Below are 23,731 nucleotides of genomic sequence, written 5' to 3' on the forward strand. Positions count from 1 at the left end.
GGCCAGATGTTCAGCAAAGCACTCCCGTTGAATACAACCCTGCTGGCACTGTGCCTGCTGCTGGCAGGCCTGTTCAGTCTACCGGCCCGGGCAGAGCTGAGCACCGAGGCGTTCGAGAAGCAGCTGGACCTCAGTATCCGCAGCGCCTGTCACGGCTACATGGTCGATGCCCTGCCCGACTTTCTCTCCGATGCCAGAGACTGGCTCAATGAAAGCTCGCCCTTCTGTCAGACGGTACGCACCCTGGGGCAGAACCGGTCTGCATATGCAGAACTCAAACGCCAGAACAGCAGCCTAGATTACCGTCAGGACCCTGAATACCGGATCAAATACCTGAGCGGCTATAACGCGGATCTCTATCGTCACAGCGACTGTAACGACTGGATGTGTGAGCAGGTGCGTAACCGCGCCTACTCCGCCGGGCACCCGATCAGCCTCAGTGACTACAAGCAGGTGGAACAGTATTGCGGCGGCCGCTACGGCTGTATCGAAAGCTGGTTCAAGAGCTGGCCTCGTGCCCTGCCTCAAGCCAAGCCACAGAACAACGGCATGTCCCTGGACCAGCTGATGGCTGGCGGTGGCACATCCGGCACCGCCAACAACAGCCAACCGGCAACGGGCGGTCTCAGCCTTGATTCGATGCTGGGCACTCCTGAGACCTCTGCCCAACCGGCAGCCCAACCCAGCGCGGGTTCCCTCGATGCCAGCCTGGCGCTCGAGCAACCCGCCAAACGCGCCCAGGATGCCACCAGCGGCTCTGTAAGCCTCGACAGCGTCTTTGAGGGGCGGGAACAGATGGCAATGGAGGAGCTGAGCGTCGATCTGAACTACTTCAACGACCAGATGCAGAAAGCCTGTACATGTTCACTGGGCAACAGCGGCTGTTACCAGCTACCGGCCGAATCCCTGCTTGCCAAGGCCAACGAAACCGAACAGCAGCGCTACGCAGCCTGTACCGAGTGGCAACAGGCCCGCCAGGAGCAGCCGGCCAACTCCGACCTTCTCAACAACCTGCTGACCCGGGTCGTGCATCTGAACGAAAGGGTCGACGACCTGGATGAGGGCATGGAAAAACGGATCGCGGCCTGGCAGGAAGAGCGCCGCCAGATGATCGCGCAACAACAGCAGGAAGCGGAAGATCGCTCCAACTCGGCATTTTTCGCCGGTGTTGCGACAGTGCTGCTGCAGACAGGAGCGGTCGCCAACGGCAGCCTGTCTGCCGAGCAGGCTGCGCAAAACGCCTTCAACGTCACCCAGAGTATCGAAAACGGTGAAGACTGGGCCTCCAGCATGGGCAGCGCTCTGACCTCATCGATACCGCAATACTCCTCACCTCAGATAGACAGCAACATCGGCTCCGGTATGCCGGCGGCGTCTGGCACTCAGGCTCAAGCGGCCCAGCCCAGGGCGGTCGCCCAGGCTCAATCCCTCGCCAGCAGCCGCTACGCGGTTTGTACCACCGAACGCTCGGGTACCGCAGTTACGGCTGGCTGCATAGGGTTCAGGGAGGAAAATAACGGCAGCAGCGCCTGTTCCGGCCCAAACTGCGCCGACAGCCTGGCAGAACTCTGTCGTCAGGTCGGCGCCAGAACCGGCACTCCGCTGCAGTGGTGGGCATCGGGCCTCGGCACTTTCGCCAGCATGGGCCAGTGCATCGCCAAGTGTGAAAACGATTACGGCGTAGCGAACTGGGGGCAATACGGCAGGAAGTGTCTTGGTTCGGTCAGCCAGTAAGCTCGCTGCAACAGAGGCTTAATCGCTGACGAGTATCCGCAGCGCCACTCCCGCTGCAGCGGTGCGGTTTTCCACACCCAGTACCGGATAGACCAGCTCAAGGTGCTTGTTCACCGTGCGCGGGCTCATGCCGAGGATCTCGCCGATCTCCTTGTTGGTTTTGCCGTTGGCAACCCAGTAGAGCACTTCGGCGGCGCGTGGTGTCAGATCCAGGCGGGCCTGCAACAGCGTCGGGCCCGTGCCGTCTGACTCATCCACCAGCTTGAGCAGGTAATCGCCGTTCTCCTGGCGGCTCACCAGGCGCACCGCCAGCGGCTGGGGCAGGCCTTTCAGCGACAGCCTTTCATTCAGCCCCGGTATGCTCTGTAACCACTGCGCCAGCTGCGGCTCCAGTTTGTCACGCACCCGGCTCTCATCCACATCGGCTCTGGCCAGCAGCGCATGAGCCTGGGGCGTAGCCCAGCCGAAACGCCCTTCCGCCGTTACGGTGATCAGATGCTGGCCGGTGGTATCCAGCGCAGAGTAGGCGTTTTGCGTCATTCGCGCGTTGCTCAGGTGCACCCGCATCCGCGCCAGCAGCTCATCCGGATTGATCGGCTTGGTGAGATAGTCGACGCCACCGGCGTCGAGGCCGCGCACCACATCCTGGGTATCGGTCAGGCCGGTCATGAAAATTACCGGTATCGCGCAGAGATCCGGGTCCGCCTTCAGCGCCTCGCAGGTTTCGAAGCCGTTCATATGCGGCATCATCGCGTCCAGCAGGATGATATCGGGCCGCATGCGCCGGGCGATGCTCAGTGCCTGCCGCCCCTCCAGCGCCACCAGCACGTCGAGCCCCGCGACTTCCAGCGTATCGTTGATCAGACTCAGGGCGTCCGGCGCATCGTCGACCACCAGCACCAGATCCTGTCGTTCACTCCATTCACTCATTTGGCCTGCCCCAGATATTCGGCCAGCCGGCCGAACTGCATTCCATCAGATAACTGTGTCAGGTGCGCCAGCTGCGCGCTGCTGAGCAGCTCAGCCTGCTGAATCTGCTCCAATACCTGCCGCACACCGCGGCGATAGCCGATCTCCGCATAGCCGCGCAGCTCACGGACCAGCGGATGATCCGGAACCTCCTCGCCGGCCGCTGAGGTCAGCGGCACCAAGGTCTCAGCCTTCACCGGCTCAGGCGCTTTCGCCTGTTTGCGGGCCCAATCCAGCTTTAAAAAATGGCCAATCCGGTCCAACAGCAGCTGACTACTCACCGGCTTCACCAGGTAATCGTCATACACGGCGCTGCCCGCTGGCTGACGACGCTGCTCCTGTACATCGGCGGAGAGCATCAGAATCGGCTCTGAATGACCCTGGCGGCGCAGCTCGGCCGCCAGATCCAGGCCATTCATTCCCGGCATCGATATATCGAGCAGGTACAGGTCCGGTTTGACCTCCTCTATCAACTCCAGGCAGGCCTGAGCACTGCGCGCCTCGTAAACTTTAAAGCCCAGAGGTTGCAGCATATCGGAGAGCAGGCCGCGCAACACAGGATCATCATCCACCACACAAAACGTTTTACGCTCACCGGCATAGCCGATGACTGGTTCCTGCACCGCCACGGCCGCCGGCGTATCCACCCAGGGCAGCATCAGCGATACCTTGAAACGGCTACCCTCACCAGGCGTACTGGTAGCCTGGAGGTCGCCACCCATGATCTCGGTGAGCAGCTTGACAATGGTCAGCCCCAAACCACTGCCCGGCAGATCCGCCGTGGAGGCGGTGCGCACCCGCTCGAACGGATCGAACACCCGCTCCAGGTCGGCTTTGTCGATCCCGACCCCGGTATCCTCGATCACAAACTCCGCCACCTGGTTGCGGTATCTCAGCCGGAAGCGTACTTCGCCCTGTGGGGTGTACTTCACCGCATTGGAAAGCAGGTTAATCAGAATCTGCCGCAACCGCTTTTCATCGGTCATCACCACCTGGGGCAGACGTTCCGGCACCTCGGAGATAAAGTTCACCCCTTTCTGCGCCGCCTGAAAGGCAAACATCTGCTCCAGCTGCACGATCAGCTCCGGCAGCAGCACCGGGCCGCGGCAGAGCTCCAGCCTGCCCGCCTCGATGCGGGAGATATCCAGCAGCCCCTCGATCAGATCCGCCAGGTACTGCCCGCTCCTGTGGATAATTTTAAGCCCTTCGCTATCGGCCTTCTCCAGCGAATCGCGGCCCTGGATCAGTTGTGCATAACCGATGATCGACTGTAGCGGCGTTCGCAGCTCGTGGCTGATTCCGCTCATGTAACGGCTTTTGGCTTCACTGGCGCGCTCAGCCACCTCTTTCGCCGCCTGCAGCTCCCGGTCGGTCTCTTCGTGGGCCTCGATCTCCTGCAGCAGCTTCAGCGTCTGCCGGTTGGATTCCTGCTGCGCCACCACCCGACTCTCATGGGCCAGCAGGAACAACCAGGTCACCACACCGGCAACGATCAACAGTACGAAAAACAACGTTATCAGCGCCTGCGCCAGCAACTGCGCCATCTGCGGTGTCACCGGGTCCATCTGCCGGTAGACGATCGCCATCAACCCCGCCAGCAGCAGCGTGACGGTCAACAACAGGCTGACAAAGCGTCCGAGACGGGAATCGATCCGACGAATCCACTTCGGTGAGAAGAACAGCCGCAGGAAACCCACCACCTGATGACCAAAACGCGCCTCGGGTTTGCAACTATCGAGACAGCGAGAGTCCAGCGAGCAGCAGAGCGAGCAGATCGGCAGTTCATAGGCCGGGCAGTAGCTCATATCCTCATGTTCAAACTGATTTTCGCAGACCCCGCAGGTGTGGCGGTTCGCCTTGCCCTCGGGCAAAAGTTCCAGGGTCAGCGAGTCCCTGGCGAGGTAATAACGTCCGCCGGTGGCCCAGCCGATCAACGGCACCATGACAAAACAAACACCAAGGCTGATAAAGTGACTCAGTGTGCGGGCAACTTCGCCGAAAAGGCCGAGATAAGCGAGCAAACCGATCAATACGGCCGTGGCCATGGAGCCCACGCCCACCGGGTTTACGTCATAAAGGTGGGAGCGTTTGAACTCTACCTTTTTCGGGCTCAGCCCCAGCGGCTTGTTGATCATCAGATCCGCCGACAGTGAACCCAGCCAGCTCACCGCAACGATGGCAAAAACCCCGAGAATCGCTTCCAGCGCCTGGTAGATCCCCAGCTCCATCAGGATCAGCGCGATGGTCACGTTAAACACCAGCCAGACCACACGGCCGGGGTGGTTATGAGTCAGCCGCGAGAAGAAGTTGGACCAGGCGATGGATCCGGCATAGGCGTTAGTCAGGTTGATCTTCATCTGCGAGATAATCACCATCACTCCGGCAATCAGCAACGCGGCCCCTTCCGAGTGGGTCAGATAATTGAACACCCGCTGATACATCAACGTGGGGTCCGTTGCCGCCACAAAAGAGGCGGTTTCAGAGAAGATCAGGTAGGCCAGGAACGAGCCCAGCAGCATCTTGATGACACCGATCACCACCCAGCCCGGCCCGGAGAGCAGCATCCAGAACCACCAGCGCTTGCGGTTCTCACGGGTTTTCTCCGGCATGAAGCGCAGGTAGTCCACCTGCTCGCCGATCTGCGCCACCATGGCGAAAAACACCGACGCCGCGGCGCCGAATAGCATCAGGTCAAAGCCTGCGCCATGCTCTAGGCCGCGTGGCACGAAGGCGGTCCAGCCCTCGTAACGCTCCGATTCATGCACGATCACCAGTCCCAGAGCACTGACCTGCAACAGCAGCCAGATCGGCTGGGTTCCCACCTGGAAACGACTGATGGCGGTGATACCGTGGGTCACCACCGGGATCACCGCGATGGCACTGAGCAGATACCCCAGCGCCATCGGAATACCGAACAGCGCTTTCAGCGCGGCGGCCAGAATAGCCGCCTCAATGGCAAAGAAGATAAAGGTGAAACTGGCGTAGATCAGCGAGGTGATGGTGGAGCCCAGGTAACCAAAGCCGGCCCCGCGGGTAAGCAGATCGATATCCAGGCCGTTTTTGGCGGCGTGGTAGACGATCGGTACGCCGGTCACAAAGAAGAGCGAGCAGACCACCAGGATGGCGACCAGCGTATTGGTGAAACCGTAGGCCAGGGTCACGGCCGCGGCGATACCCTCCAGCGCCAGAAACGCGGTCGCGCCAAGCGCTGTCATCGCCACGCGCTCGATGCTCATCTTGCGACCCTGGCGGGCAGTAAACCTGAGGGCGAAATCTTCCAGCGTCTGATCCGCCACCCATTTGTTGTAGCGGCGCCTGACCTTGTATATGCGTTGCGTCGCGCTCATGCCGGTGCAAACTTCCCCGATTCGCCGCCGGACATCAAACCTCGCCCGCCGGTAAAAATGACGATCTTACATCATAAAGGAAGCCCGCTCCGGCGACAGGTGCTTTCTTCATCTATATATAAGCATCTACTAAAAACGATATACCCCGTCTATACGTGCGGCAATACTGGTTGTGCTACAGAGAGCGCTGTAGAATCCTCCCTCCACCCGACCGGCAAGCCCAATTCGTTTTCAAAGGAGTTTTACCGTGCCCGGCAGCAAAATCACCTTCCTGATCGCCGTGCTCGTCGCAGCCGCGATCTACTTCCTGACGCCGTTTGACCCGGCCCTGCGTACCGGCCTGGCCGTCCTGGCGCTGGTCGCAATCCTGTGGATGACAGAAACCTTCCACATTACGGTGACCGCACTGCTGATACCGGTTCTGGCGGTATTAACCGGCATATTTTCGACGGCAGATGCGCTGAAGAACTTCGCCAACCCGATCATCTTCCTGTTCCTGGGTGGCTTTGCGCTGGCCGCTGCGCTGAATGAGCAGGGGCTGGACCGCTACATCTCTACCCATGTGCTGCGGATCGCCCGCGGGCGCCTCGGTGCTGCGGCGATGCTGCTGTTCCTGACCGCAGCGGGTCTTTCGATGTGGATCTCCAACACCGCCACCACCGCGATGATGCTGCCGCTGGTACTGGGTCTGCTGAAGCAGCTGCCCTATGAAGGTAACAAGCGCACCTACTGGTTTATCCTGCTGGGTCTGGCTTACTCCGCCAGCATCGGCGGTATCGGCACCATGGTCGGCAGCCCGCCCAACGCCATCGCGGCCGCCGCCGTTGGCTTGACCTTCCTTGACTGGCTGAAGATCGGCCTGCCGATCGTGATCGTCGCCTTCCCGCTGATGATCCTGATCCTCTGGCTGGTAATGCGTCCGGACCTGAACCACCACTTCGAACAGGCGGAAGATCACGAAAAACTGAGTGGCTCACAGTGGGCGACCCTGGGCGTGTTCGGTCTAACCGTCTGCCTGTGGCTGTTCAGCAGCCCGATCTCCAAGCTGGTGGGCGTCACCAAGGGCTTTGACGCTCTGGTCGCAGTCTTCGCTATCCTGATGCTCTGCATGCTGAAACTGGTGACCTGGAAAGCGGTTGAGAAGTCCGCCGACTGGGGTGTGCTGCTGCTGTTCGGCGGTGGTCTGACCCTGTCCGCCATGCTGAAAGAGACCGGCACCAGCCTCTACCTGGCGAACTCCATCAGCGACATGCTGCACGGCGCGCCGATGGTGCTGTTTATCCTGGTGGTTGCGGCCTTTGTGGTAATGCTCACCGAGATCGCCAGTAATACCGCCAGTAGCGCCCTGCTGGTGCCGATCTTCGTCGGTATCGCCGGCGCCATGGGTATGCCGGAAGTGGTGATGGCGATGGTAATCGCCGTGGCGGCGTCCTGCGCCTTCATGCTGCCGGTGGCCACACCACCTAACGCTATAGTTTATGGCTCCGGTGCCGTGCCTCAGTCACAGATGATGCGGGCGGGTGTGGTGCTGAACGCGGTTATGACGTTTGTCATCACCGGCGCCGCGATGATGATGCTGTAAACCTGGAAAGGCTGGGTTTGCAGATCCGGGCGGCGTAATCGACCGCCCGTCACTCTGACCAACCGCACTGCTGCCACAGCGGTGCGGTTATCTCTTCTGAAGTCACAGTCCCGAAGGGCTGTCACTCCTCTCCCGGCGGCAGACGACGGATATGACCGTCCGCATCGATCGCCACCTGCACACACTCACAGGCAGTGACCTTGCGCGGCACCTTGCCATCCGGACACAGCCCCCAGCATTCGACCTCAATGCGCAGCGAGCTGTGGCCACGCTCCAGCACCCGGGTGTAGAAGGAAAGAATGGTCCCCTGTAGCACCGGAGACATAAACGTCATGCGACCCACCGATACGGTGGCAATACGGCCCTGGGCTTCCTGACCTGCACGGATCTCACTGGCGAGCACCGCCTGAGAGCTGACCCAACCACCATAGACATCGCCAAACATGTTAACGGCGTCATGTCCGGCAGGCAGCTGAAGGCTGAGTTCGCCTTCCGGTCGCAGCAGATGATCGTTCTCGTCAGTTCCCATATCACCTCCAATTAATATAAAGCTGGCTCTCGCTCCGACCTCCAGGGTCTCCCTGCGACCAACTGGCCCTATGATAATCGATTCGACGATTAACCAAAGAGGGCATTAAAAAAATCTCTATACCCAATCGGCGACTGTAACAAATCAGTCATCTTTCAGATCTATAGTGCCGCCCTATCAAGCTTCGATTCAAACACTAGAGTTTTAAGAGGGAATCAGAATGACTATGCGTAACAAGGCACTTGCTATCGCACTGACCGCTGCATCCGGTCTCGGTATGGCAAACGCCGCCGTTGCTCGCGACACTATCAGCATCGTTGGCTCATCCACTGTATACCCGTTCGCGACTGTTGTAGCAGAGCGCTTTGGTACCAACACTGACTTCAACACTCCGAAGCTGGAATCTACCGGTTCAGGCGGTGGCATGAAGCTGTTCTGCGCAGGCATCGGTACTCAGCACCCGGACATCACCAACGCTTCCCGTCGCATGAAGACTTCTGAGTTCGAACTGTGCCAGAACAACGGCGTTGAAGAGATCACTGAATTCCGCATCGGTTCTGACGGCATCGTTATCGCCAGCTCCAACGAAGCAGAAAACCTGGACATCACCCTGGAACAGCTGTTCCTGGCTCTGGGCGCCAAGATCCCGGTTGACGGCAAGTGGGTTGCTAACCCGAACAAAAACTGGAGCGACGTTGACTCCAGCCTGCCGAACAAGCCGATCCGTGTAATGGGTCCGCCGCCGACTTCCGGTACCCGCGACTCTTTCAACGAGCTGGCTCTGGCTGCTGGTTGTGACGAACTGCCGGAAACTGCAGAGCTGAGCAAGGACGATCACAAAGCGAACTGTGAAAGCATCCGTGAAGACGGCGCCTTCATCGAAGCGGGCGAGAACGACAACCTGATCGTACAGAAACTAATCAGCGATCACGGCATGTACGGTGTATTCGGCTTCAGCTTCCTGGAAGAAAACGCTGACCGTCTGCAGGCTGCCAAGCTGAACGGCATGGTTCCGACCGCTGAAGACATCGCTGCCGACAAGTACCCGGTTGCCCGTTCCCTGTTCTTCTACGTGAAGAAAGCACACATCGGTGTTGTTCCGGGCATCCAGGAATACGTTAACGAGTTCACCAGCAACGGCGCTCTGGGCCAGAACGGCTACCTCAAGGATGTGGGCCTGATCATCCCGCCGCGCGAACAGCTGGCTAACCTGATGGACAAGGCTGAAAACCTGACCAACCTGACGATCGAAGATCTTCAGTAAAACGTCAGGATCAACCTGGTCCCACAGGGTGTGGTCCTGCTAAAGGCCCACACCCTTTTGCACGTCTGGAGCGAGAAAAATAAACTCTCCTTTTCAAGCCGTGCAGGCGTCTCAAATCCACTGATTTGGTCGCCCCACAGAAACATCGCAGACAGGTAGATACATGCAACCGGCAAACCTGCTTCTTATCACGCTGGCATTCGCCGCCATCGCTTACGGGTTCGGCTATTTCCGCTCCCGCGCACTGGCAATGCCTCTGGGTGGGATCCGACATCTCAAGTCGCTTCCTTTTTACTATGGCGCACGCGCCGCACTCTGGTGCGGTATTCCGGCTCTGATCGTTCTTGGACTTTGGGCGGCCTTTCAGGGGCACGTTATCCAGACGCTCGTCATTGGAACGCTGCCGGAAAATCTGCTGCCGAGTAATGAGGGCGAGGCCAGTCTGCTGCTCAGCAAGATCAGCAACATCGCTTCTGGCGCTCTGCCCAGGGATTTTGCGGATCCGGCCATCGTCAAGGCTGCAGATCTGCTGATCCGCCTGCGTGAACAGAGCCTGATGTACATGACCGCGCTGGTAGTCGCGGTAGCTGTGCTTGCCGGTTTTATCGCCTGGGTTCGCATTCGTCCGACGCTGAATGCCCGTGTTCAGGTTGAAGCCACGCTGAAGTGGATATTCTTCTCCTGCGCCGCACTGGCGATTCTGACCACCGTCGGCATTATCTTCTCTGTGGCGCTGGAAACCTTCCGCTTCTTCCAGAAGATCTCGTTTATCGACTTTATCTTCGGTAGCCACTGGAGCCCGCAGACCGCGTTGCGCGCCGACCAGGTCGCTGCCGAAGGTGCCTTCGGCATGATTCCGCTGTTCACCGGTACCCTGCTGATCTCCGCGATCGCTATGCTGGTGGCAGTACCTGTGGGGCTGATGTCAGCGGTCTACCTGTCCGAATACGCCAACCCGCGCGTACGTGGCATCGTCAAGCCGCTGCTGGAGATGCTCGCCGGTGTTCCCACCGTGGTTTACGGCTTCTTCGCCGCCTTGACCGTGGCGCCGTTTATCAGCGATCTGGCCGCCAGCCTGGGTATCGAAGCCTCATCGCAGAGTGCACTGGCAGCCGGTGCGGTCATGGGCATCATGATCATCCCGTTCGTCTCCTCCCTGTCGGATGACGTAATCAACGCCGTGCCTCAGTCACTGCGTGACGGTTCCCTGGCACTGGGCGCGACCCAGTCGGAAACCATGAAGAAGGTGATCTTCCCGGCGGCACTGCCCGGCATCATGGGCGGTATTCTGCTGGCGGTATCCCGTGCCATCGGCGAAACCATGATCGTGGTGATGGCGGCTGGCCTGGCGGCCAACCTGACCGCCAACCCGCTGGAAACCGTGACCACCGTAACCGTTCAGATCGTGACCCTGCTGACCGGCGACCAGGAGTTTGACAGCGCCAAGACTCTGGCTGCATTCGCCCTGGGGGCAATGCTGTTCCTGTCCACGCTGGTGCTGAACATTCTCGCCCTGCATATCGTGCGCAAGTATCGGGAACAATATGACTAATCACACTCAGGCGGAGATCGTCCGCCAGTCACTGAAAAAGCGCTATCGCAAGGAAAAGCGGTTCCGCGCCTACGGCATCCTGGCGATCGCCATTGCCCTGTCGGCACTGGTGGTGCTCTTCACCGATATCATCGGCAAGGGCTACACCGGTTTTATGAAAACCAGCCTGAACCTGGAAGTCGAGCTCAACCAGGAGATGATGTTCCTGGATGATGCCACCGATCCCAAGCAGATCCGCATGGCCGACTTCGTCGAACCGCTGGTGCAGGCGCTGATGAAAGAGATTCCGGGCGCCACCGAGGCTGACCGGGATGAAGTACGTACGCTAATCAACCCGTACGCATCCGCGGACCTGCGTGAAGCCCTGGTCAACAACCCGGAATGGCTGGGTACCACCCGTGAGATGAACCTGCTGGCTCACACCGACGTGGACGTTTACGCCAAACACGCCGGTGACAGCGCCTACTCCATCAAACTGTCTGAACAGCAGCGCGAATGGGTCGACCAGCTGGTGGAAAAAGGCGTGGTTGAAGTGGGTTTCAACGATACCTTCTTCAAGGGTGGTGACTCCCGTGATCCTTCCCGTGCCGGGATCCTCGGTGCCGTTGTCGGTTCACTGCTGACCATGTTCATCACGCTGATCCTGTCCTTCCCGATCGGGGTGGCCGCAGCGATCTACCTGGAAGAGTTTGCGCCGCAGAACAAGCTGACCGACTTTATCGAGGTCAACATCAACAACCTGGCAGCGGTACCGTCGATTATCTTCGGTCTGCTGGGTCTTGCGGTGTTTATCGGCCTTTTCGGTATGCCGCGCTCGGTGCCGGTGGTGGGCGGTCTGGTACTGACCCTGATGACCCTGCCGACGATCATTATCTCGAGCCGCGCAGCGATCAAGAGCGTACCGCCCTCCATTCGCGAAGCGGCTTCAGGTATCGGTGCATCCAAGATGCAGGTTGTACTGCATCACGTCCTGCCGCTGGCCCTGCCGGGTATGCTGACCGGCTCCATCATCGGTATGGCGCAGGCGCTGGGTGAAACCGCTCCGCTGCTGCTGATCGGCATGGTCGCCTTTATCGTGGATGTCCCGAACGGCTTCCTCGACTCGGCTACCGTCCTGCCGGTCCAGGTCTTCCTGTGGGCAGGCAGCCCGGAGCTGGCCTTTATAGAACGAGCGTCAGCCGCCATCATGGTGCTGCTGAGCTTCCTGATCAGTATGAATGCATTAGCCATCTGGCTGCGTAAACGCCTTGAGCGCCGGTGGTGAGGAGATCTGAGATGACAAGTATTCCTGCAAATGCAAATATGTCCGAAAAAACCCTCCACGATGAGAATCAGGAGCTGCCGACCTTGGCCGAAGAAGCAAGTCATACCGGCGAATCGATCGTCGAAGGAAAAACCGTCGGCACTCCGTACGCAGACGACGCCAAATTCAAGCTGCGCGACGTGGAAGTGTTCTACGGCGAAAACCGTGCTATCAAAAACGTAAGTCTGGATATCGCCACCAACGAAGTGATCGCCTTCATCGGCCCTTCAGGTTGCGGTAAGTCCACCTTCCTGCGCAGCCTGAACCGCATGAACGACAGCGTCGAGAGCTGCCGCGTTAAAGGTACGCTGGAGCTGGACGGCCAGGATCTGTATGACCCGCGCCAGGATGTGGTTGAGCTGCGTGCCCGCGTGGGCATGGTGTTCCAGAAGCCGAACCCCTTCCCGAAGTCGATCTACGATAACGTTGCCTACGGCCCGCGTATCCATGGCCTGGCCAACCGTAAATCTGACCTCGATGACATCGTCGAGAGCAGCCTGCGCAAGGCCGGTCTCTGGGATGAGGTGAAAGATCGTCTGGATGCGACCGCAACCGGCATGTCCGGCGGTCAGCAGCAGCGTCTGTGTATCGCCCGTACCATCGCCGTGAGCCCTGAAGTGGTTCTGATGGATGAGCCCTGCTCAGCACTGGACCCGATCGCTACCGCCAAGGTGGAAGAGCTGATTGCAGAACTGTCACAGAGCTACACCATCGTGATCGTGACCCACTCCATGCAGCAGGCGGCGCGTGTTTCTCACCGTACCGCCTACTTCCACCTGGGTCACCTGGTCGAGGTCAACGACACCAGCACCGTGTTCACTGCTCCCGAACACCAGATGACCGAATCCTACATCACCGGCCGCTTCGGCTGAGCTGGTGCAGAGTTTCGATCCTGGGGCGCTCATTCGAGCGCCCTTTTTTGTAACTTAAAAGTAACAAATTCTCATTACCCTGCCGGATTCATAGTCCCGCAGGAGTTATTATGTTTGGTACTGTCCGCTTTCGGATACTATTTTTTGCTGGTCTCTGTCTGCTGGCGCTGGCGGGCCTTGCCGCTCTCTCCTGGAGCATCATCGTTAAGGCCGAAACGGCGTCCAATAACCTGATTGAGCAGCAGCTCAAGGAAAGCTGGTTATTGAGCGACCTGGGCCAGGATCACCATCGGCTGCAGGATCTTGCCTACAAGACCAAGGGCCAACTGCTGCTCTGGGATGAGATCAACCCCACCTTTACCGAACTCCAGGAATCTCTGCCTAGGGAATGGCAGGCTGTCAGCGAGAATCCTGGGCTGCGCGAATGGGCGGCGGCACACCAACCAGACTTTGAGCGCGTGATCACGCTGATGGAGCGGATGGTCGAAGGGATCGAGGCCAAAAGCTATTACCAGGTCGGCAAGGTGGTCGATTTTGATCTGGTACCCGCCATGGAGCCTATGCTGACAGCAATCAGCGAACGCCAGCGCACTAACCGTGAAGAGTTGTCAGGCGCTGCCCAGGGCCTGATCAGTTTTCTCGCCGACCAGCAGAACTTTCTTTTCATCGGCTCCGGCATTTTCCTGATCATCGTGGTCGGCATGACGCTCTGGCTCAACCGGACTGTGATTATCCATCTACTGACCATGGAACGGGGCCTGATTACCATGGAGCGTGATGCGGACCTGCGCACCACTCCAGAGCTCAAGGGCAAGGATGAGGTGGCCAGTGTCAGTCAGGCGATCCGTCGCCTGGTGGAGCGTTTCCGCCACTTTATCGCTGACATTCAGCAGGCGGCGACCGCCCTGACCGAGCGCTCCACCCAACTGGATGCCGAGGCGGAATCATTGCAGAGCACCTCAGGTAAAACCCTGCAGCTGATCAATGACGTGAATACCTCGATGGAAAGCATCATCGATCAGACCGAGTCGATCGAAACCGCGATGGGCCACTCACTGGCTACGGTCAATGAAGCGATCGCCGCCAATACCGAAGCCCAGAAAGGGATGGCCAGCAGCGCCCGGGCCGCCGAAAATACCGTGGAGATCATCGCTCAGGTGGGCGACTCGATCACCTCCCTGACCGAATCCAGCGGCAAGATCAGCCAGGTGATCGATATCATCGCCGAGATCGCCGAACAGACCAATCTGCTGGCACTTAACGCGGCCATCGAAGCGGCCCGCGCCGGCGAGCACGGCCGAGGCTTTGCGGTGGTGGCCGATGAGGTTCGCGTGCTTTCCCAGCGCACCGCAGATTCCACCCGTGATATCCGCCAATGGGTGGGAGACCTTTCCGAAGGTGTCGAGGGCGTGGGCCGACAGCTCGATTCCATGCGCGCGGCCGGTAACGAAAACCGCGCCCACATCACCACACTGCACAGCTTCCTCGAACAGCTACAGGGACGTTTCATCGAAATGGAGCGTCACAGCGAGGGTGTCAGCAACGCCATCGCCACCCAGCGCGATGAAAGCGGCCGCATCGGCCGACGCGCTCAGGCGCTGCGCGAGAGCGCCGACTCCCTGGGTCTGTGCGTAGAGAATACACGTTCGGTCAGCGATGCCCTGCGGCAGGAATCGGGTTCCATGCAGACGCTGATCTCCCGCTTCAAAACCTCTTGAAACGCACTGATTTCTTGTGGTTTTTCACGAAACTGTCATAAATGCAATGTACGTTGGCAGCCTCTATAATTTCGACTGACGTTGAAGCAGAAGTTGAACCCGAAGTTTACCCAATTCCCCAGTTTCCAGGCTGCCACAGACCCCGACGGAGAGCGTAACCGTGCAACACGAAGAGGATAGTTACTCCAATCATATTTCCCACCAGTTCAACGAGGAACTGGAAACGATCCGCACGCAGATGCTGACCATGGGTGGTATCGTGGAGCGCCAGGTCTACGACTCTATTGAGGCGTTGCTGACCAGCGATGAGGAGATGGCTGAGCAGGCTCGTTTGATCGACCGCCAGACCAATGAAATGGAACTTCTGATCGATGAGCAGTGCACCAAAACCATCGCTCTGCGCCAGCCAGCGGCTTCCGACCTGCGTCTGATCATCTCGATCAGCCGTGCGGTGGCGGACCTTGAGCGTATTGGTGATGAAGCGACCCGCATCGCCCAGCAGGCCCTGGAAATGGCCGGCGAAGGCAGCTCATCCAAACATGGCTTCCAGGAAGTGCGTCATATCGGCAACGTGGTGCGTGACATGGTGCAGGACGTACTCACCGCCTTTGCCCGTAACGACCTTGAACTGGCTTACCGCGTGGCCAAGCAGGATCGTACCGTCGACCAGGAATATCGCACTGCCATGCGCACTCTGGTGACCTTCATGATGGAAGATGTACGTTCAATCTCCAGCATCATGAACGTTATCTGGGTGCTGCGTAGCCTTGAGCGTATTGGCGACCACGCGCGCAATCTGGCCGAGCACCTGATCTACCAGGTCAGCGGTACCGACGTGCGTCACCAGAGCCTGAAAGTGATGAAGAAAACCGTGCGTGAGGAAACTCAGCCGCAGGGCGACGACGACAGCGAAGAGGAGTAAGGCCCGACCTTACTCCCGCGCCAAAGGGATATACCGCTTCAACAGCAACGGCTAGGAAGGCCAGTAGTCAGCCAGTGGCGGGAAGCGGGCAATCAGTCCCTCCCGCCCGATCTCACGCAGGCGTGCGATATTGCGCTCCGGAATCTGATCCGGGTCGGGGTAGTTGGCCAGAGCACGGCTCATCTCATCCTGACGGATCAGATGCAGCGCCGGAAAAGGCGCGCGGTTGGTCCAGTGGCTGATGTCGTCATCATCCACCCCCTCAAACAGATAGCCCGGATGGAAGCTGGCGATCTGGAACAGATCCTCCACACCCGCCTGCTCCAGCAGTGCCTCGGCATCCGCCACCAGGTCGAGAAACTCATCGAACTCCTGCAACAGCCAAGGTGTGATCACCAGCGTTGTGGATAACTCATTTTCCGGAGTCTCCACCAGATCGGACAGCTGCTGTAGGAAGTCCCTCAGCAGATCATCCTCGTTGGCCGCGGTAGATACGTGATAGCGAATGGTTTCATTGCGTACCACCGGCGCTGCGAACGGGCAGAGATTCAATCCAACCACCATCGATTCAACCCACTCTTGGGTCAGTGTCCGTGCCTGCTCGACCAGGCGCTCATCGCTTGTTGTACTCATAGGGCAGTCCTAACTCAGGTGTGCTGATGATACACTCTTGCGCGCACTGGAACCTACGGAACCTGCGAACACGTCCCATGAGGCTCACTTGAAACCGAACCGCCCACAGCCCGAAAAAGCGCGCCACTGGCAACAGCTGAAGCACCCGACCCGGGCGCCACGCCATCTGCGTCGCTGGCTCACCGACGAGGGCTCGCTGACCCGACTGCTCAAGCGCGCCAGCCGAGGCCGCTTCTCCGTGCGGCTGGTACACCAGGGGTTTGGCCGCCCCGGTCCCGCCGAGGCGGCAGCACTGCGCCTTAAGGCCAGGCAGCAGGCACTGATCCGCGAGGTTTACCTCTGCGGCGCCGGTGAGCCCTGGGTGTATGCCCGCACGGTGATACCGGTCTCCACGCTGACAGGCCGCCACCGTACGCTGAAGCTGATCGGCACCCGCTCCCTGGGCTCCCTGCTGTTCCGTGATCCGGGCATGCGTCGCCAGCCGCTGCAGATCGCGCGTCTCGATGCCGGGCTTTGGGCGCGACGCTCGGTCTTCCACCTGGACCGAAAACCGCTGCTGGTATGCGAGGTTTTTCTGGCGTCGCTGGAACACATACAATATCCGGCCTGATAACACCTGCTGACCGGGTGTACGGCTAACATTTATCTGGCGTCATCCAGTCAGGCGCGTTTTTATTAGAGGCTTTATGGCGATGTCGAACACTAACAGCCAGCAACCGGGCAAGCTCGGCCTTTACATTCAGCTGATGCGCGCCGACCGCCCTATCGGCACCTACCTGCTGCTCTGGCCCACCCTCTGGGCCCTGTGGATCGCCGCCGAGGGCGTGCCGCCGCTGCATCTGCTGGTGATTTTCTCGCTTGGGGTCTGGCTGACCCGTTCAGCTGGCTGCGTTATCAACGATTACGCCGACAGACATTTCGACCGCCACGTAAAACGTACCAAGGACCGACCACTGACCACGGGCCGCGTCAGCGAGCGCGAAGCACTGAGCCTGTTTGCCGGACTGATGCTGGCCGCCTTCGTGCTGGTACTCTTTACCAACGGCATGACGATCCTGATGTCTTTCGCTGGCCTGGCGCTGGCATTCGTCTATCCGTTTATGAAACGCCACACCCATCTGCCCCAGGTGGTGCTGGGCGCCGCCTTCGGCTGGGCGATCCCCATGGCCTTTACCGCCATTCAGGAGCAACTACCGCTGATCGCCTGGCTTATTTTCCTGGCGAAAATCTCCTGGACCGTAGCCTACGACACCATGTACGCCATGGTGGATCGGGACGACGACCTGAAGATCGGCATTAAATCCACTGCCGTACTCTTTGGCCGTCATGATCGTCTGATGGTGGGCCTGCTGCATATCATCGCGCTGGGACTGCTGATCGCTGTCGGTCACCTGGCGGGGCTCGGACTCTGGTTCCATCTGGGCCTGGCCGGCGCCACGGTGCTGTTTATCTATCAGCAATGGCTGATACGTCATCGCGAGCGTATGCCCTGCCTGAAGGCCTTTCTAAACAACCACTGGGCTGAACTTCTGGTATTGCTGGGCATCATCGCTGATTACGCAGTGAACTGATCACGCACTTTAGTCGCCTGATTCTGCTATTGTCATATTTGTGTAACCTAAACGTCTTGTAATAGTCGCGATTAATAACAGCAGAATTTTTAGAGGCAGAGACAGATGTCTGCATCAAAACGTGTGTTGATCGTTGACGATGAAGCTCCGATCAGGGAAATGATTGCCGTGGCCCTCGAAATGGCAGGCTACGAATGTCTGGAAGCGGAAAACGCGCAGCAGGCCCACGCCCTTATCCTGGATAAAAAACCGGATATGGTGCTGCTGGACTGGATGATGCCGGGAACCAGCGGCGTCGAGTTCGCCCGCCGCCTGCGCAAGGATGAGGTCACCGCCGATGTGCCGGTGATCATGCTGACTGCGAAAACAGACGAAGACAACAAGGTCAAAGGACTGGAAGCCGGCGTCGACGACTACATTATCAAGCCGTTCTCTCCACGTGAGCTGGTCGCTCGTCTGAAGGCCGTGCTGCGCCGCGCCACCCCCAAGGGCGTCGAAGAGCCGGTCACCGTTGATGGCCTGCGACTGGATCCGGTGTCCCATCGCGTCACCGCCGACGCTGCACCGATCGAGCTGGGCCCTACCGAATTCCGACTGCTGCAGTTTTTCATGACCCACCAGGATCGTGCATACTCGCGCAGCCAGCTGCTCGACATGGTCTGGGGCGGCAATGTTTACGTCGAAGAACGGACGGTCGACGTGCATATCCGCCGCCTGCGCAAGGCGCTTGGCGAGCGGCATGATTATCTGGTACAAACCGTCCGCGGTACCGGATATCGCTTTTCTTCACAGGTCGCCTGAACCTTATCAGCGACCTTAGGGACATGAGGTCTTATGCGCCACTCCAGTAACCCGATGATTTTACCCCTCGCGGGAGTGGCTCTTGTGGGAGTGGTAATCGGTAGCCTGGTTTCCTATCCAGGCTGGGGCCTGGGTATCAGCCTGCTGGCATGGAGCCTGCTCGAAGCCCGCCATTACAACCGGCTGATGAAATGGCTGTCGAAAGAGGAGGACGACGCTCCCCCGGAGGACACGGGTCCCTGGGGCGACCTCCTTGACCAGCTCGCCCGCCGGCACAAACGCGGGTTGGCCCGCGAGCAGCGCCTGCAATCGGTGATCAGCCGATTCCAGCAGTGTACTGCCGCCCTCTCCGATGCCATTGTCATTATCGACCGCGAGAACCATCTGGAATGGTGGAACCGCGCCGCGGGCAAACTGCTCGGCATCGACGACCGCGACCGCGGCAAATCGATCTTCAACATCATCCGCGATCCGCGTTTTATCCGTTATTACCGCAAGGGTCTGTATCAGGAATCTCTGCAGCTGGTCTCACCGAGCAATCACGATATGCACCTGCAGTATCAGATCAACCGTTTCGGCGATGACGACCGCGTACTGGTTGCCCGGGATGTCACCCGACTGGTGAAGCTGGAGCAGACCCGTCAGGACTTTGTCGCCAACGCCTCCCATGAATTGCGCACGCCGCTCACCGTGATCAGCGGGTATCTGGAAACCTTCCTCGACCAGGAGATGCCCCGCCCACTGCAGCGCGGCATGAGCCAGATGCAACAGCAGGCGAAGCGGATGGAAAGTCTGGTGGCGGATCTGTTGCTACTGTCACGTCTGGAGGCCACCCAGCACGCCAGCGATGAGCAACCGATCCGTATCCAGTCACTGATCTCACAGATTCACCACGACGCAGTCGATCTCTCGGGTGAACGCGAGCACAGTTTCCAGCTGGAGGTAGATCCGGATTACGACTTGAGCGGCCAGGAGCTGGAGCTGCAGAGCGCCTTCTCCAATCTGGTGTTTAACGCCGTACGCTACACGCCGGAAGCCGGCAATATCGAAATCAGCTGGCGAGTGGACGCCAAGGGCGGGCACTTCAGCGTCAAAGACAATGGTATCGGCATCGATCCGATCCATATCCCACGTCTGACCGAGCGCTTCTACCGCGTTGATGAGAGCCGTTCATCAGCCAGTGGCGGTACCGGCCTGGGCCTGGCGATCGTCAAACATGTGCTGATGCGCCATGGCGCCCAGCTGACGATCGAGAGCAAGAGCGGAAAAGGCAGCCTTTTCAGCTGCCACTTCCCGCCAGATATGATTCGCAGCATCAAGCAGGTCGCCAACGACCTGCCCTGATCAGCTATGCCCTAATCAGCGAGTGACTACCGCACCGGTGGCGCCCGGCGTTTTGATGTGGCTGTGTTCTTCCACCCAGTAGATCGTCGCGCCCACGACTGCTGCAGGCATGATCAGCAGGTTCACCAGCGGTATCAGCATGCCCAGCTGCACCACCGAACCAAAGCCTACCGCGGTGAAGCGATGCGATTTCAGCAATCGTTTCATCTCGGGGAAACTGACCTTGTTGTTATCCATCGGATAATCGCAATACTGAATCGACATCATCCAAGCCCCGAACAGGAACCAGACAAAGGGCATCACCAGGTTGATCACCGGGATAAAACTCAACACCAGCAGGACCAATACCCTGGGCAGGTAATAGAGCAGTTTCTGCACCTCACGCTGCAGCGAGCGGGGTATCATTTTCACCAGCTCCGCCCAGCCTTCATCGGTACTCACCGTGCCGCGCAGCTTGCGCTCCACCATCTCCGACAGAAAACCGTTGAACGGTGCGGCGATAAAGTTCGCGACGATAGAGAAGCTGTAATAGACCACCACCAGTATCACCAGCGCCAATAGCGGCCAAAGCAGGTAACGCAGAAAGTCCAGCCACTCCCAGGCGGGCAGCCAGGCGTTCATCATATAATCGATCCAGTTGCCGAACTGGTTGATCAGTAGCCAGATGGCGCCGCCGAACAGCAGCACGTTGATAACCAGGGGAATTAGTACGAAACTGCGGATACCGGGCTCCGGCAGCATCGCCAGTCCGCGCATGAAATAGCTAGCGCCCCTGACGGGATTGGCACTCATAGACCCTCCTCAGGCCATAAAATAAACGGTAAAACGTAAAGCGACGGCGACCAGCATCAGGGTCAGCCCGATGCGGTTGATTCTGAACTCCAGCGGTGTGAAGCTGATCAGCGGCTGCCAGAAGCGCATTACCGCCTGCCAGTCACTGGTTCGTTTGACGTAGAGACCCAGAGAGGTCACAAACACCAGCAGTCCGCCCCAGAACAGGAACGGCTCAATCATGGCCAGATAGATCATCGTCATCCTTCTCAAGCACTTGGGTTGGATACGGGCCTAGCGGACCTGATCGCAGCCTCCACTACCCCGGCTTTTCAGTGAACGGAGATTAACATGAAAGCGATACGACTCCACGCCTTCGGCACAGCGGAAAACCTGACCCTGGACGAGGTGGAGACCCCGCAACCAGGCCGCGGTGAAGTGTTGATTCGCAACCGTGCCGCCGGCATCAATCCGATCGACTGGAAAACCTGCGCCGGCGGCGGCGCCAGTGCCGCTATCGGCGAGCTGCCATTCATTCCCGGCTGGGAGTGCGCCGGCACTGTGGATAAGGTCGGCCAAGGCGTCAGTGACTTCAAGCAGGGCGACGAGGTGTTCGCCTTTGTCCGCTTCCCGGAAGCGGCGGGCTGCTACGCCGAATACACCTGTGCACCGGCGAATCAGATCGCGCTGCGTCCCGAGTCCCTGAGCGCAGAGGCAGCAGCCGGTCTAGGTCTTGCTGGTCTGACCGCCTGGCAGGCGCTGCATGACAAGGCGCAGGTCAAAGCGGGACAGAAAGTACTGGTACTGGCCGCCGCCGGTGGCGTCGGCCATATCGCCGTGCAGCTGGCCAAAGCGGCCGGCGCCTATGTGATCGGCACTGCATCCGCCGCCAACCAGGACTTTATCCACAGCGTCGGCTGTGACGAGTGCGTCGATTATTCCAGCGCCAACCTGGCAGTCAGCGTCAATGATGTGGATATCGTTATCGACGGCGTCGGTGGCGCCACCGCCATTGAAGCGCTGCAGTGCCTCAAATCGGACGGCATTCTGGTGACCCTGCCATCGGTGACGGCAGCCGAGGTGATGGCAGCGGCAGAGAAGGGAGGTTATCGGGTTATGGGTATCCGGGTAGAGCCCAACGGTACCCAGCTGGCGGAGTTGGCCGCCCTTGCCGAGACAGGCCAGCTGAAACTGTCACTGGGCGGGGCCATTCCTCTGGCTGAGGTGGCGCGCGCCCATCAGCTCAGCGCCAGCGGCCACCAGCGTGGCAAGCTGGTACTAAGCATCGGCTAAGCTGTTCGATCCAGATTACTCACCGGCAGCCGTGCTGTCGGTGAGTCGCGCCTGCTGGGACGGATTATTGGTGCAAAAATACTGCTGCTGACGCAGTAAAACACGACAACCCTCACCACGGATATCCCGATCCCAGCAGGTTTCCCGCGCCCAGACTTTCTCCTCTTCGGTTTTCTCGTCCTGGTAAGCGGGTACGTTGTCACAGAAGGTCGCTGAGTCTGAAGCGGTCTCCAGACAGGCATTCAGAAACTTGCCGTAGCGGACGGTACAGCTGAAACCGGTACACTGGGTATCAAACTCCTGCAGCGCCTCATCCAGACACTCCTGCTGATCATGAGTGCGGCCAAACTCGAGTCCCGCCTCACGGTAAACCACCGCATCTTCGGCGCGCTCCCGGTTGAACTCTTCGACAATAGAATCTTTCTTGAGCCAAAGATAACCCGCGCCCAACACCGCGATCGCCAACAGCGCCAGCAGGATCTTTTTCATCATTGCAGAGACTCCAGAAAACTCAGGAACGGCCCTTGTAAAGACCGATAAGACAGAAGAAAAGGCCCACCACAGACAGCAGCATTCCGCCATTGACCAGCAGCGGATGACGCATCATGAAAGGAACGAAGGGATACTCGCCGGAGGAGACGCACTCGGCTTCGGCGTAATGCCAGGCACCACCGCTATCAAGGCAGGCATCCACTTGAGCCTGCTCGATCATATAACCGGCCATCAGCGCCAGCGGCGGAACAATCAGCAGTAGAAGACCCAATCGTAACATTAAGCGTCTTCGTCACTGATACCGATATTGCTGACGCCTTCGTTTTCCGCCAGGGCACGAAGATCGCGGATAAAGGCCGCATTGGGCTGACGCTGGGCGCGCAGGCGCTCCAGCACCTCATCGCGAAACGACTCTTCATTCAGCATCAGCTCGTGGGTGTTGATAAAGCGAACCAGCTCCTCATCGGACATCTGGTCATCGCCTTCGCTGATTTCGATGAAACCGGCCACACATTCGTGAGACAGGCTGGCCACCTCCAGCGCCTCGGCCATATCGCCTTCGATCACGCAGGTGAGGGTAGAGTAGAGTGCAACCACCGCCGCATGGGCCGGCGTGGCGCCGTACATATCGAACTCTTCCAGATCCGGAATGTTCGCCTCGACATTATCAAGCTGAACCTCAGCGTTGATGCGCGAGCCGGTGCCGGCGAGCTGATTCCAGACACCGTCGAGAATGCTGCGCAGCTGTTTATGATCACCAAACTCCATCAGTCGCGAAAACAGCAGGAAGTTGGGGAACATACGTTCGCTCAATGCGGCGCTGAAAGCAACGAGCTGCCAGCTTTCCAGTCCATTGAGTTGTTTGTCGAGTTTCAGCGGCTCACTCATTTTGTCTCCGGTCTTATCAGATCGATCGGGCTTGGTCCCATATTGTACGGCCTGAACGAGGATACCAACAGGCTGATACCTGCTTAATCGACACCCAGATAAAAAAGACTCTGTTTTGGCACAATTTCAACCAATATTTGCTTAGT

The 23,731-nt window shown here is 59.0% G+C and carries 22 protein-coding genes; 13 read left to right on the forward strand and 9 right to left on the reverse strand.

Annotation, left to right across the window (positions count from 1 at the left end):
• Positions 1 to 6 precede the first annotated feature (6 nt).
• Entirely contained in the window at positions 7 to 1,734 is a 1,728-nt protein-coding gene (locus CLV83_RS18595) for a hypothetical protein (RefSeq protein ID WP_132296151.1), read from the forward strand.
• A gap of 18 nt (positions 1,735 to 1,752) precedes the next feature.
• Here CLV83_RS18595 and CLV83_RS18600 read toward each other — a convergent pair whose 3' ends face one another.
• Entirely contained in the window at positions 1,753 to 2,664 is a 912-nt protein-coding gene (locus tag CLV83_RS18600) for a response regulator transcription factor (RefSeq protein WP_132296154.1), read from the reverse strand.
• The gene (locus CLV83_RS18605) at positions 2,661 to 6,050 is read right to left on the reverse strand and encodes a hybrid sensor histidine kinase/response regulator (RefSeq protein WP_132296157.1); all 3,390 of its coding nucleotides are present in this window, start codon (positions 6,048 to 6,050) and stop codon (positions 2,661 to 2,663) included. The genes CLV83_RS18600 and CLV83_RS18605 overlap by 4 nt, the downstream gene beginning before the upstream one ends.
• Positions 6,051 to 6,297: 247 nt before the next feature.
• Here CLV83_RS18605 and CLV83_RS18610 point away from each other — a divergent pair, with 247 nt between their 5' ends.
• Complete coding sequence (locus tag CLV83_RS18610; RefSeq protein ID WP_132296160.1) at positions 6,298 to 7,632, forward strand: DASS family sodium-coupled anion symporter; 1,335 nt, start codon at positions 6,298 to 6,300, stop codon at positions 7,630 to 7,632.
• 121 nt (positions 7,633 to 7,753) lie between these two features.
• Here the strand turns inward: CLV83_RS18610 and CLV83_RS18615 are convergent, their stop codons facing one another.
• Complete coding sequence (locus tag CLV83_RS18615; protein ID WP_132296163.1) at positions 7,754 to 8,161, reverse strand: acyl-CoA thioesterase; 408 nt, start codon at positions 8,159 to 8,161, stop codon at positions 7,754 to 7,756.
• 220 nt (positions 8,162 to 8,381) lie between these two features.
• Here CLV83_RS18615 and CLV83_RS18620 point away from each other — a divergent pair, with 220 nt between their 5' ends.
• From CLV83_RS18620 to phoU, 6 genes are all read left to right on the forward strand, one after another.
• A complete protein-coding gene (locus CLV83_RS18620; protein WP_243642441.1) occupies positions 8,382 to 9,425 on the forward strand; it encodes a substrate-binding domain-containing protein in 1,044 nt (347 codons plus the stop codon).
• A gap of 163 nt (positions 9,426 to 9,588) precedes the next feature.
• Positions 9,589 to 10,977 carry a phosphate ABC transporter permease subunit PstC gene (gene pstC, locus CLV83_RS18625; protein ID WP_132296166.1) on the forward strand — a complete coding sequence of 463 codons (1,389 nt, stop codon included), beginning with the start codon at positions 9,589 to 9,591 and terminating at the stop codon, positions 10,975 to 10,977.
• Positions 10,970 to 12,241, forward strand: coding sequence for a phosphate ABC transporter permease PstA (gene pstA, locus CLV83_RS18630; protein ID WP_132296169.1), 1,272 nt, complete (start codon positions 10,970 to 10,972; stop codon positions 12,239 to 12,241). Before pstC ends, pstA begins: the two co-directional genes overlap by 8 nt.
• A gap of 11 nt (positions 12,242 to 12,252) precedes the next feature.
• Complete coding sequence (pstB, locus tag CLV83_RS18635) at positions 12,253 to 13,152, forward strand: phosphate ABC transporter ATP-binding protein PstB (RefSeq protein WP_243642442.1); 900 nt, start codon at positions 12,253 to 12,255, stop codon at positions 13,150 to 13,152.
• Positions 13,153 to 13,262: 110 nt separating this feature from the next.
• Positions 13,263 to 14,870: a methyl-accepting chemotaxis protein gene (locus CLV83_RS18640; RefSeq protein ID WP_132296172.1), complete on the forward strand. Its 1,608-nt coding sequence runs from the start codon at positions 13,263 to 13,265 to the stop codon at positions 14,868 to 14,870.
• Positions 14,871 to 15,030: 160 nt separating this feature from the next.
• Positions 15,031 to 15,792: a phosphate signaling complex protein PhoU gene (phoU, locus tag CLV83_RS18645; RefSeq protein ID WP_132296175.1), complete on the forward strand. Its 762-nt coding sequence runs from the start codon at positions 15,031 to 15,033 to the stop codon at positions 15,790 to 15,792.
• Between the two features lie 51 nt (positions 15,793 to 15,843).
• Here the strand turns inward: phoU and CLV83_RS18650 are convergent, their stop codons facing one another.
• On the reverse strand, positions 15,844 to 16,425 hold the full coding sequence (locus tag CLV83_RS18650) for a DUF1415 domain-containing protein (RefSeq protein ID WP_132296178.1): 582 nt from the start codon (positions 16,423 to 16,425) through the stop codon (positions 15,844 to 15,846).
• Positions 16,426 to 16,513: 88 nt separating this feature from the next.
• Here CLV83_RS18650 and CLV83_RS18655 point away from each other — a divergent pair, with 88 nt between their 5' ends.
• The 4 genes from CLV83_RS18655 (at position 16,514) to phoR (ending at position 20,141) form a co-directional block, all read left to right on the forward strand.
• Entirely contained in the window at positions 16,514 to 17,035 is a 522-nt protein-coding gene (locus CLV83_RS18655) for a chorismate--pyruvate lyase family protein (RefSeq protein ID WP_132296181.1), read from the forward strand.
• A 76-nt stretch (positions 17,036 to 17,111) separates the two neighbouring features.
• Complete coding sequence (ubiA, locus tag CLV83_RS18660; protein WP_132296184.1) at positions 17,112 to 17,996, forward strand: 4-hydroxybenzoate octaprenyltransferase; 885 nt, start codon at positions 17,112 to 17,114, stop codon at positions 17,994 to 17,996.
• 105 nt (positions 17,997 to 18,101) lie between these two features.
• Positions 18,102 to 18,797 (forward strand): phosphate regulon transcriptional regulator PhoB, encoded by a 696-nt coding sequence (gene phoB / locus CLV83_RS18665; RefSeq protein ID WP_104005290.1) that lies wholly within the window; start codon positions 18,102 to 18,104, stop codon positions 18,795 to 18,797.
• An 84-nt stretch (positions 18,798 to 18,881) separates the two neighbouring features.
• Positions 18,882 to 20,141, forward strand: a complete 1,260-nt coding sequence (gene phoR / locus CLV83_RS18670; protein WP_424399132.1) for a phosphate regulon sensor histidine kinase PhoR — start codon at positions 18,882 to 18,884, stop codon at positions 20,139 to 20,141.
• 15 nt (positions 20,142 to 20,156) lie between these two features.
• Here the strand turns inward: phoR and cysZ are convergent, their stop codons facing one another.
• Together cysZ and CLV83_RS18680 are read right to left on the reverse strand one after the other, a co-directional pair.
• Positions 20,157 to 20,933 carry a sulfate transporter CysZ gene (gene cysZ, locus CLV83_RS18675; protein ID WP_132296190.1) on the reverse strand — a complete coding sequence of 259 codons (777 nt, stop codon included), beginning with the start codon at positions 20,931 to 20,933 and terminating at the stop codon, positions 20,157 to 20,159.
• 9 nt (positions 20,934 to 20,942) lie between these two features.
• Positions 20,943 to 21,176, reverse strand: a complete 234-nt coding sequence (locus tag CLV83_RS18680) for a hypothetical protein (RefSeq protein ID WP_243642443.1) — start codon at positions 21,174 to 21,176, stop codon at positions 20,943 to 20,945.
• An 87-nt stretch (positions 21,177 to 21,263) separates the two neighbouring features.
• Between CLV83_RS18680 and CLV83_RS18685 the strand changes: the two genes are divergently transcribed.
• Positions 21,264 to 22,205, forward strand: coding sequence for an NADP-dependent oxidoreductase (locus tag CLV83_RS18685; protein WP_132296193.1), 942 nt, complete (start codon positions 21,264 to 21,266; stop codon positions 22,203 to 22,205).
• A 15-nt stretch (positions 22,206 to 22,220) separates the two neighbouring features.
• Here CLV83_RS18685 and CLV83_RS18690 read toward each other — a convergent pair whose 3' ends face one another.
• From CLV83_RS18690 to CLV83_RS18700, 3 genes are read right to left on the reverse strand one after another with little or no spacing between them, the layout of a single operon-like run.
• Positions 22,221 to 22,697, reverse strand: a complete 477-nt coding sequence (locus CLV83_RS18690; RefSeq protein ID WP_132296196.1) for a hypothetical protein — start codon at positions 22,695 to 22,697, stop codon at positions 22,221 to 22,223.
• A 19-nt stretch (positions 22,698 to 22,716) separates the two neighbouring features.
• Complete coding sequence (locus CLV83_RS18695) at positions 22,717 to 22,977, reverse strand: hypothetical protein (RefSeq protein ID WP_132296199.1); 261 nt, start codon at positions 22,975 to 22,977, stop codon at positions 22,717 to 22,719.
• Positions 22,977 to 23,585, reverse strand: a complete 609-nt coding sequence (locus CLV83_RS18700) for a YjaG family protein (RefSeq protein WP_132296202.1) — start codon at positions 23,583 to 23,585, stop codon at positions 22,977 to 22,979. Before CLV83_RS18700 ends, CLV83_RS18695 begins: the two co-directional genes overlap by 1 nt.
• Positions 23,586 to 23,731 lie beyond the last annotated feature (146 nt).

This window comes from Marinobacterium mangrovicola (assembly GCF_004339595.1).
GTDB classification, from domain to species: domain Bacteria; phylum Pseudomonadota; class Gammaproteobacteria; order Pseudomonadales; family Balneatricaceae; genus Marinobacterium_D; species Marinobacterium_D mangrovicola.

Coding starts and splice junctions, on each gene's coding strand:
- CLV83_RS18620 (WP_243642441.1), top strand. CDS start 8,382: ATGACTATGCGTAACAAGGCACTTGCTATCGCACTGACCGCTGCATCC.
- pstB (WP_243642442.1), top strand. CDS start 12,253: ATGACAAGTATTCCTGCAAATGCAAATATGTCCGAAAAAACCCTCCAC.
- CLV83_RS18700 (WP_132296202.1), bottom strand. CDS start 23,585: ATGAGTGAGCCGCTGAAACTCGACAAACAACTCAATGGACTGGAAAGC.
- CLV83_RS18695 (WP_132296199.1), bottom strand. CDS start 22,977: ATGTTACGATTGGGTCTTCTACTGCTGATTGTTCCGCCGCTGGCGCTG.
- CLV83_RS18600 (WP_132296154.1), bottom strand. CDS start 2,664: ATGAGTGAATGGAGTGAACGACAGGATCTGGTGCTGGTGGTCGACGAT.
- CLV83_RS18690 (WP_132296196.1), bottom strand. CDS start 22,697: ATGATGAAAAAGATCCTGCTGGCGCTGTTGGCGATCGCGGTGTTGGGC.
- CLV83_RS18650 (WP_132296178.1), bottom strand. CDS start 16,425: ATGAGTACAACAAGCGATGAGCGCCTGGTCGAGCAGGCACGGACACTG.
- pstC (WP_132296166.1), top strand. CDS start 9,589: ATGCAACCGGCAAACCTGCTTCTTATCACGCTGGCATTCGCCGCCATC.
- ubiA (WP_132296184.1), top strand. CDS start 17,112: ATGGCGATGTCGAACACTAACAGCCAGCAACCGGGCAAGCTCGGCCTT.
- CLV83_RS18615 (WP_132296163.1), bottom strand. CDS start 8,161: ATGGGAACTGACGAGAACGATCATCTGCTGCGACCGGAAGGCGAACTC.
- CLV83_RS18595 (WP_132296151.1), top strand. CDS start 7: ATGTTCAGCAAAGCACTCCCGTTGAATACAACCCTGCTGGCACTGTGC.
- cysZ (WP_132296190.1), bottom strand. CDS start 20,933: ATGAGTGCCAATCCCGTCAGGGGCGCTAGCTATTTCATGCGCGGACTG.
- CLV83_RS18685 (WP_132296193.1), top strand. CDS start 21,264: ATGAAAGCGATACGACTCCACGCCTTCGGCACAGCGGAAAACCTGACC.
- phoB (WP_104005290.1), top strand. CDS start 18,102: ATGTCTGCATCAAAACGTGTGTTGATCGTTGACGATGAAGCTCCGATC.
- CLV83_RS18640 (WP_132296172.1), top strand. CDS start 13,263: ATGTTTGGTACTGTCCGCTTTCGGATACTATTTTTTGCTGGTCTCTGT.
- CLV83_RS18605 (WP_132296157.1), bottom strand. CDS start 6,050: ATGAGCGCGACGCAACGCATATACAAGGTCAGGCGCCGCTACAACAAA.
- CLV83_RS18680 (WP_243642443.1), bottom strand. CDS start 21,176: ATGACGATGATCTATCTGGCCATGATTGAGCCGTTCCTGTTCTGGGGC.
- pstA (WP_132296169.1), top strand. CDS start 10,970: ATGACTAATCACACTCAGGCGGAGATCGTCCGCCAGTCACTGAAAAAG.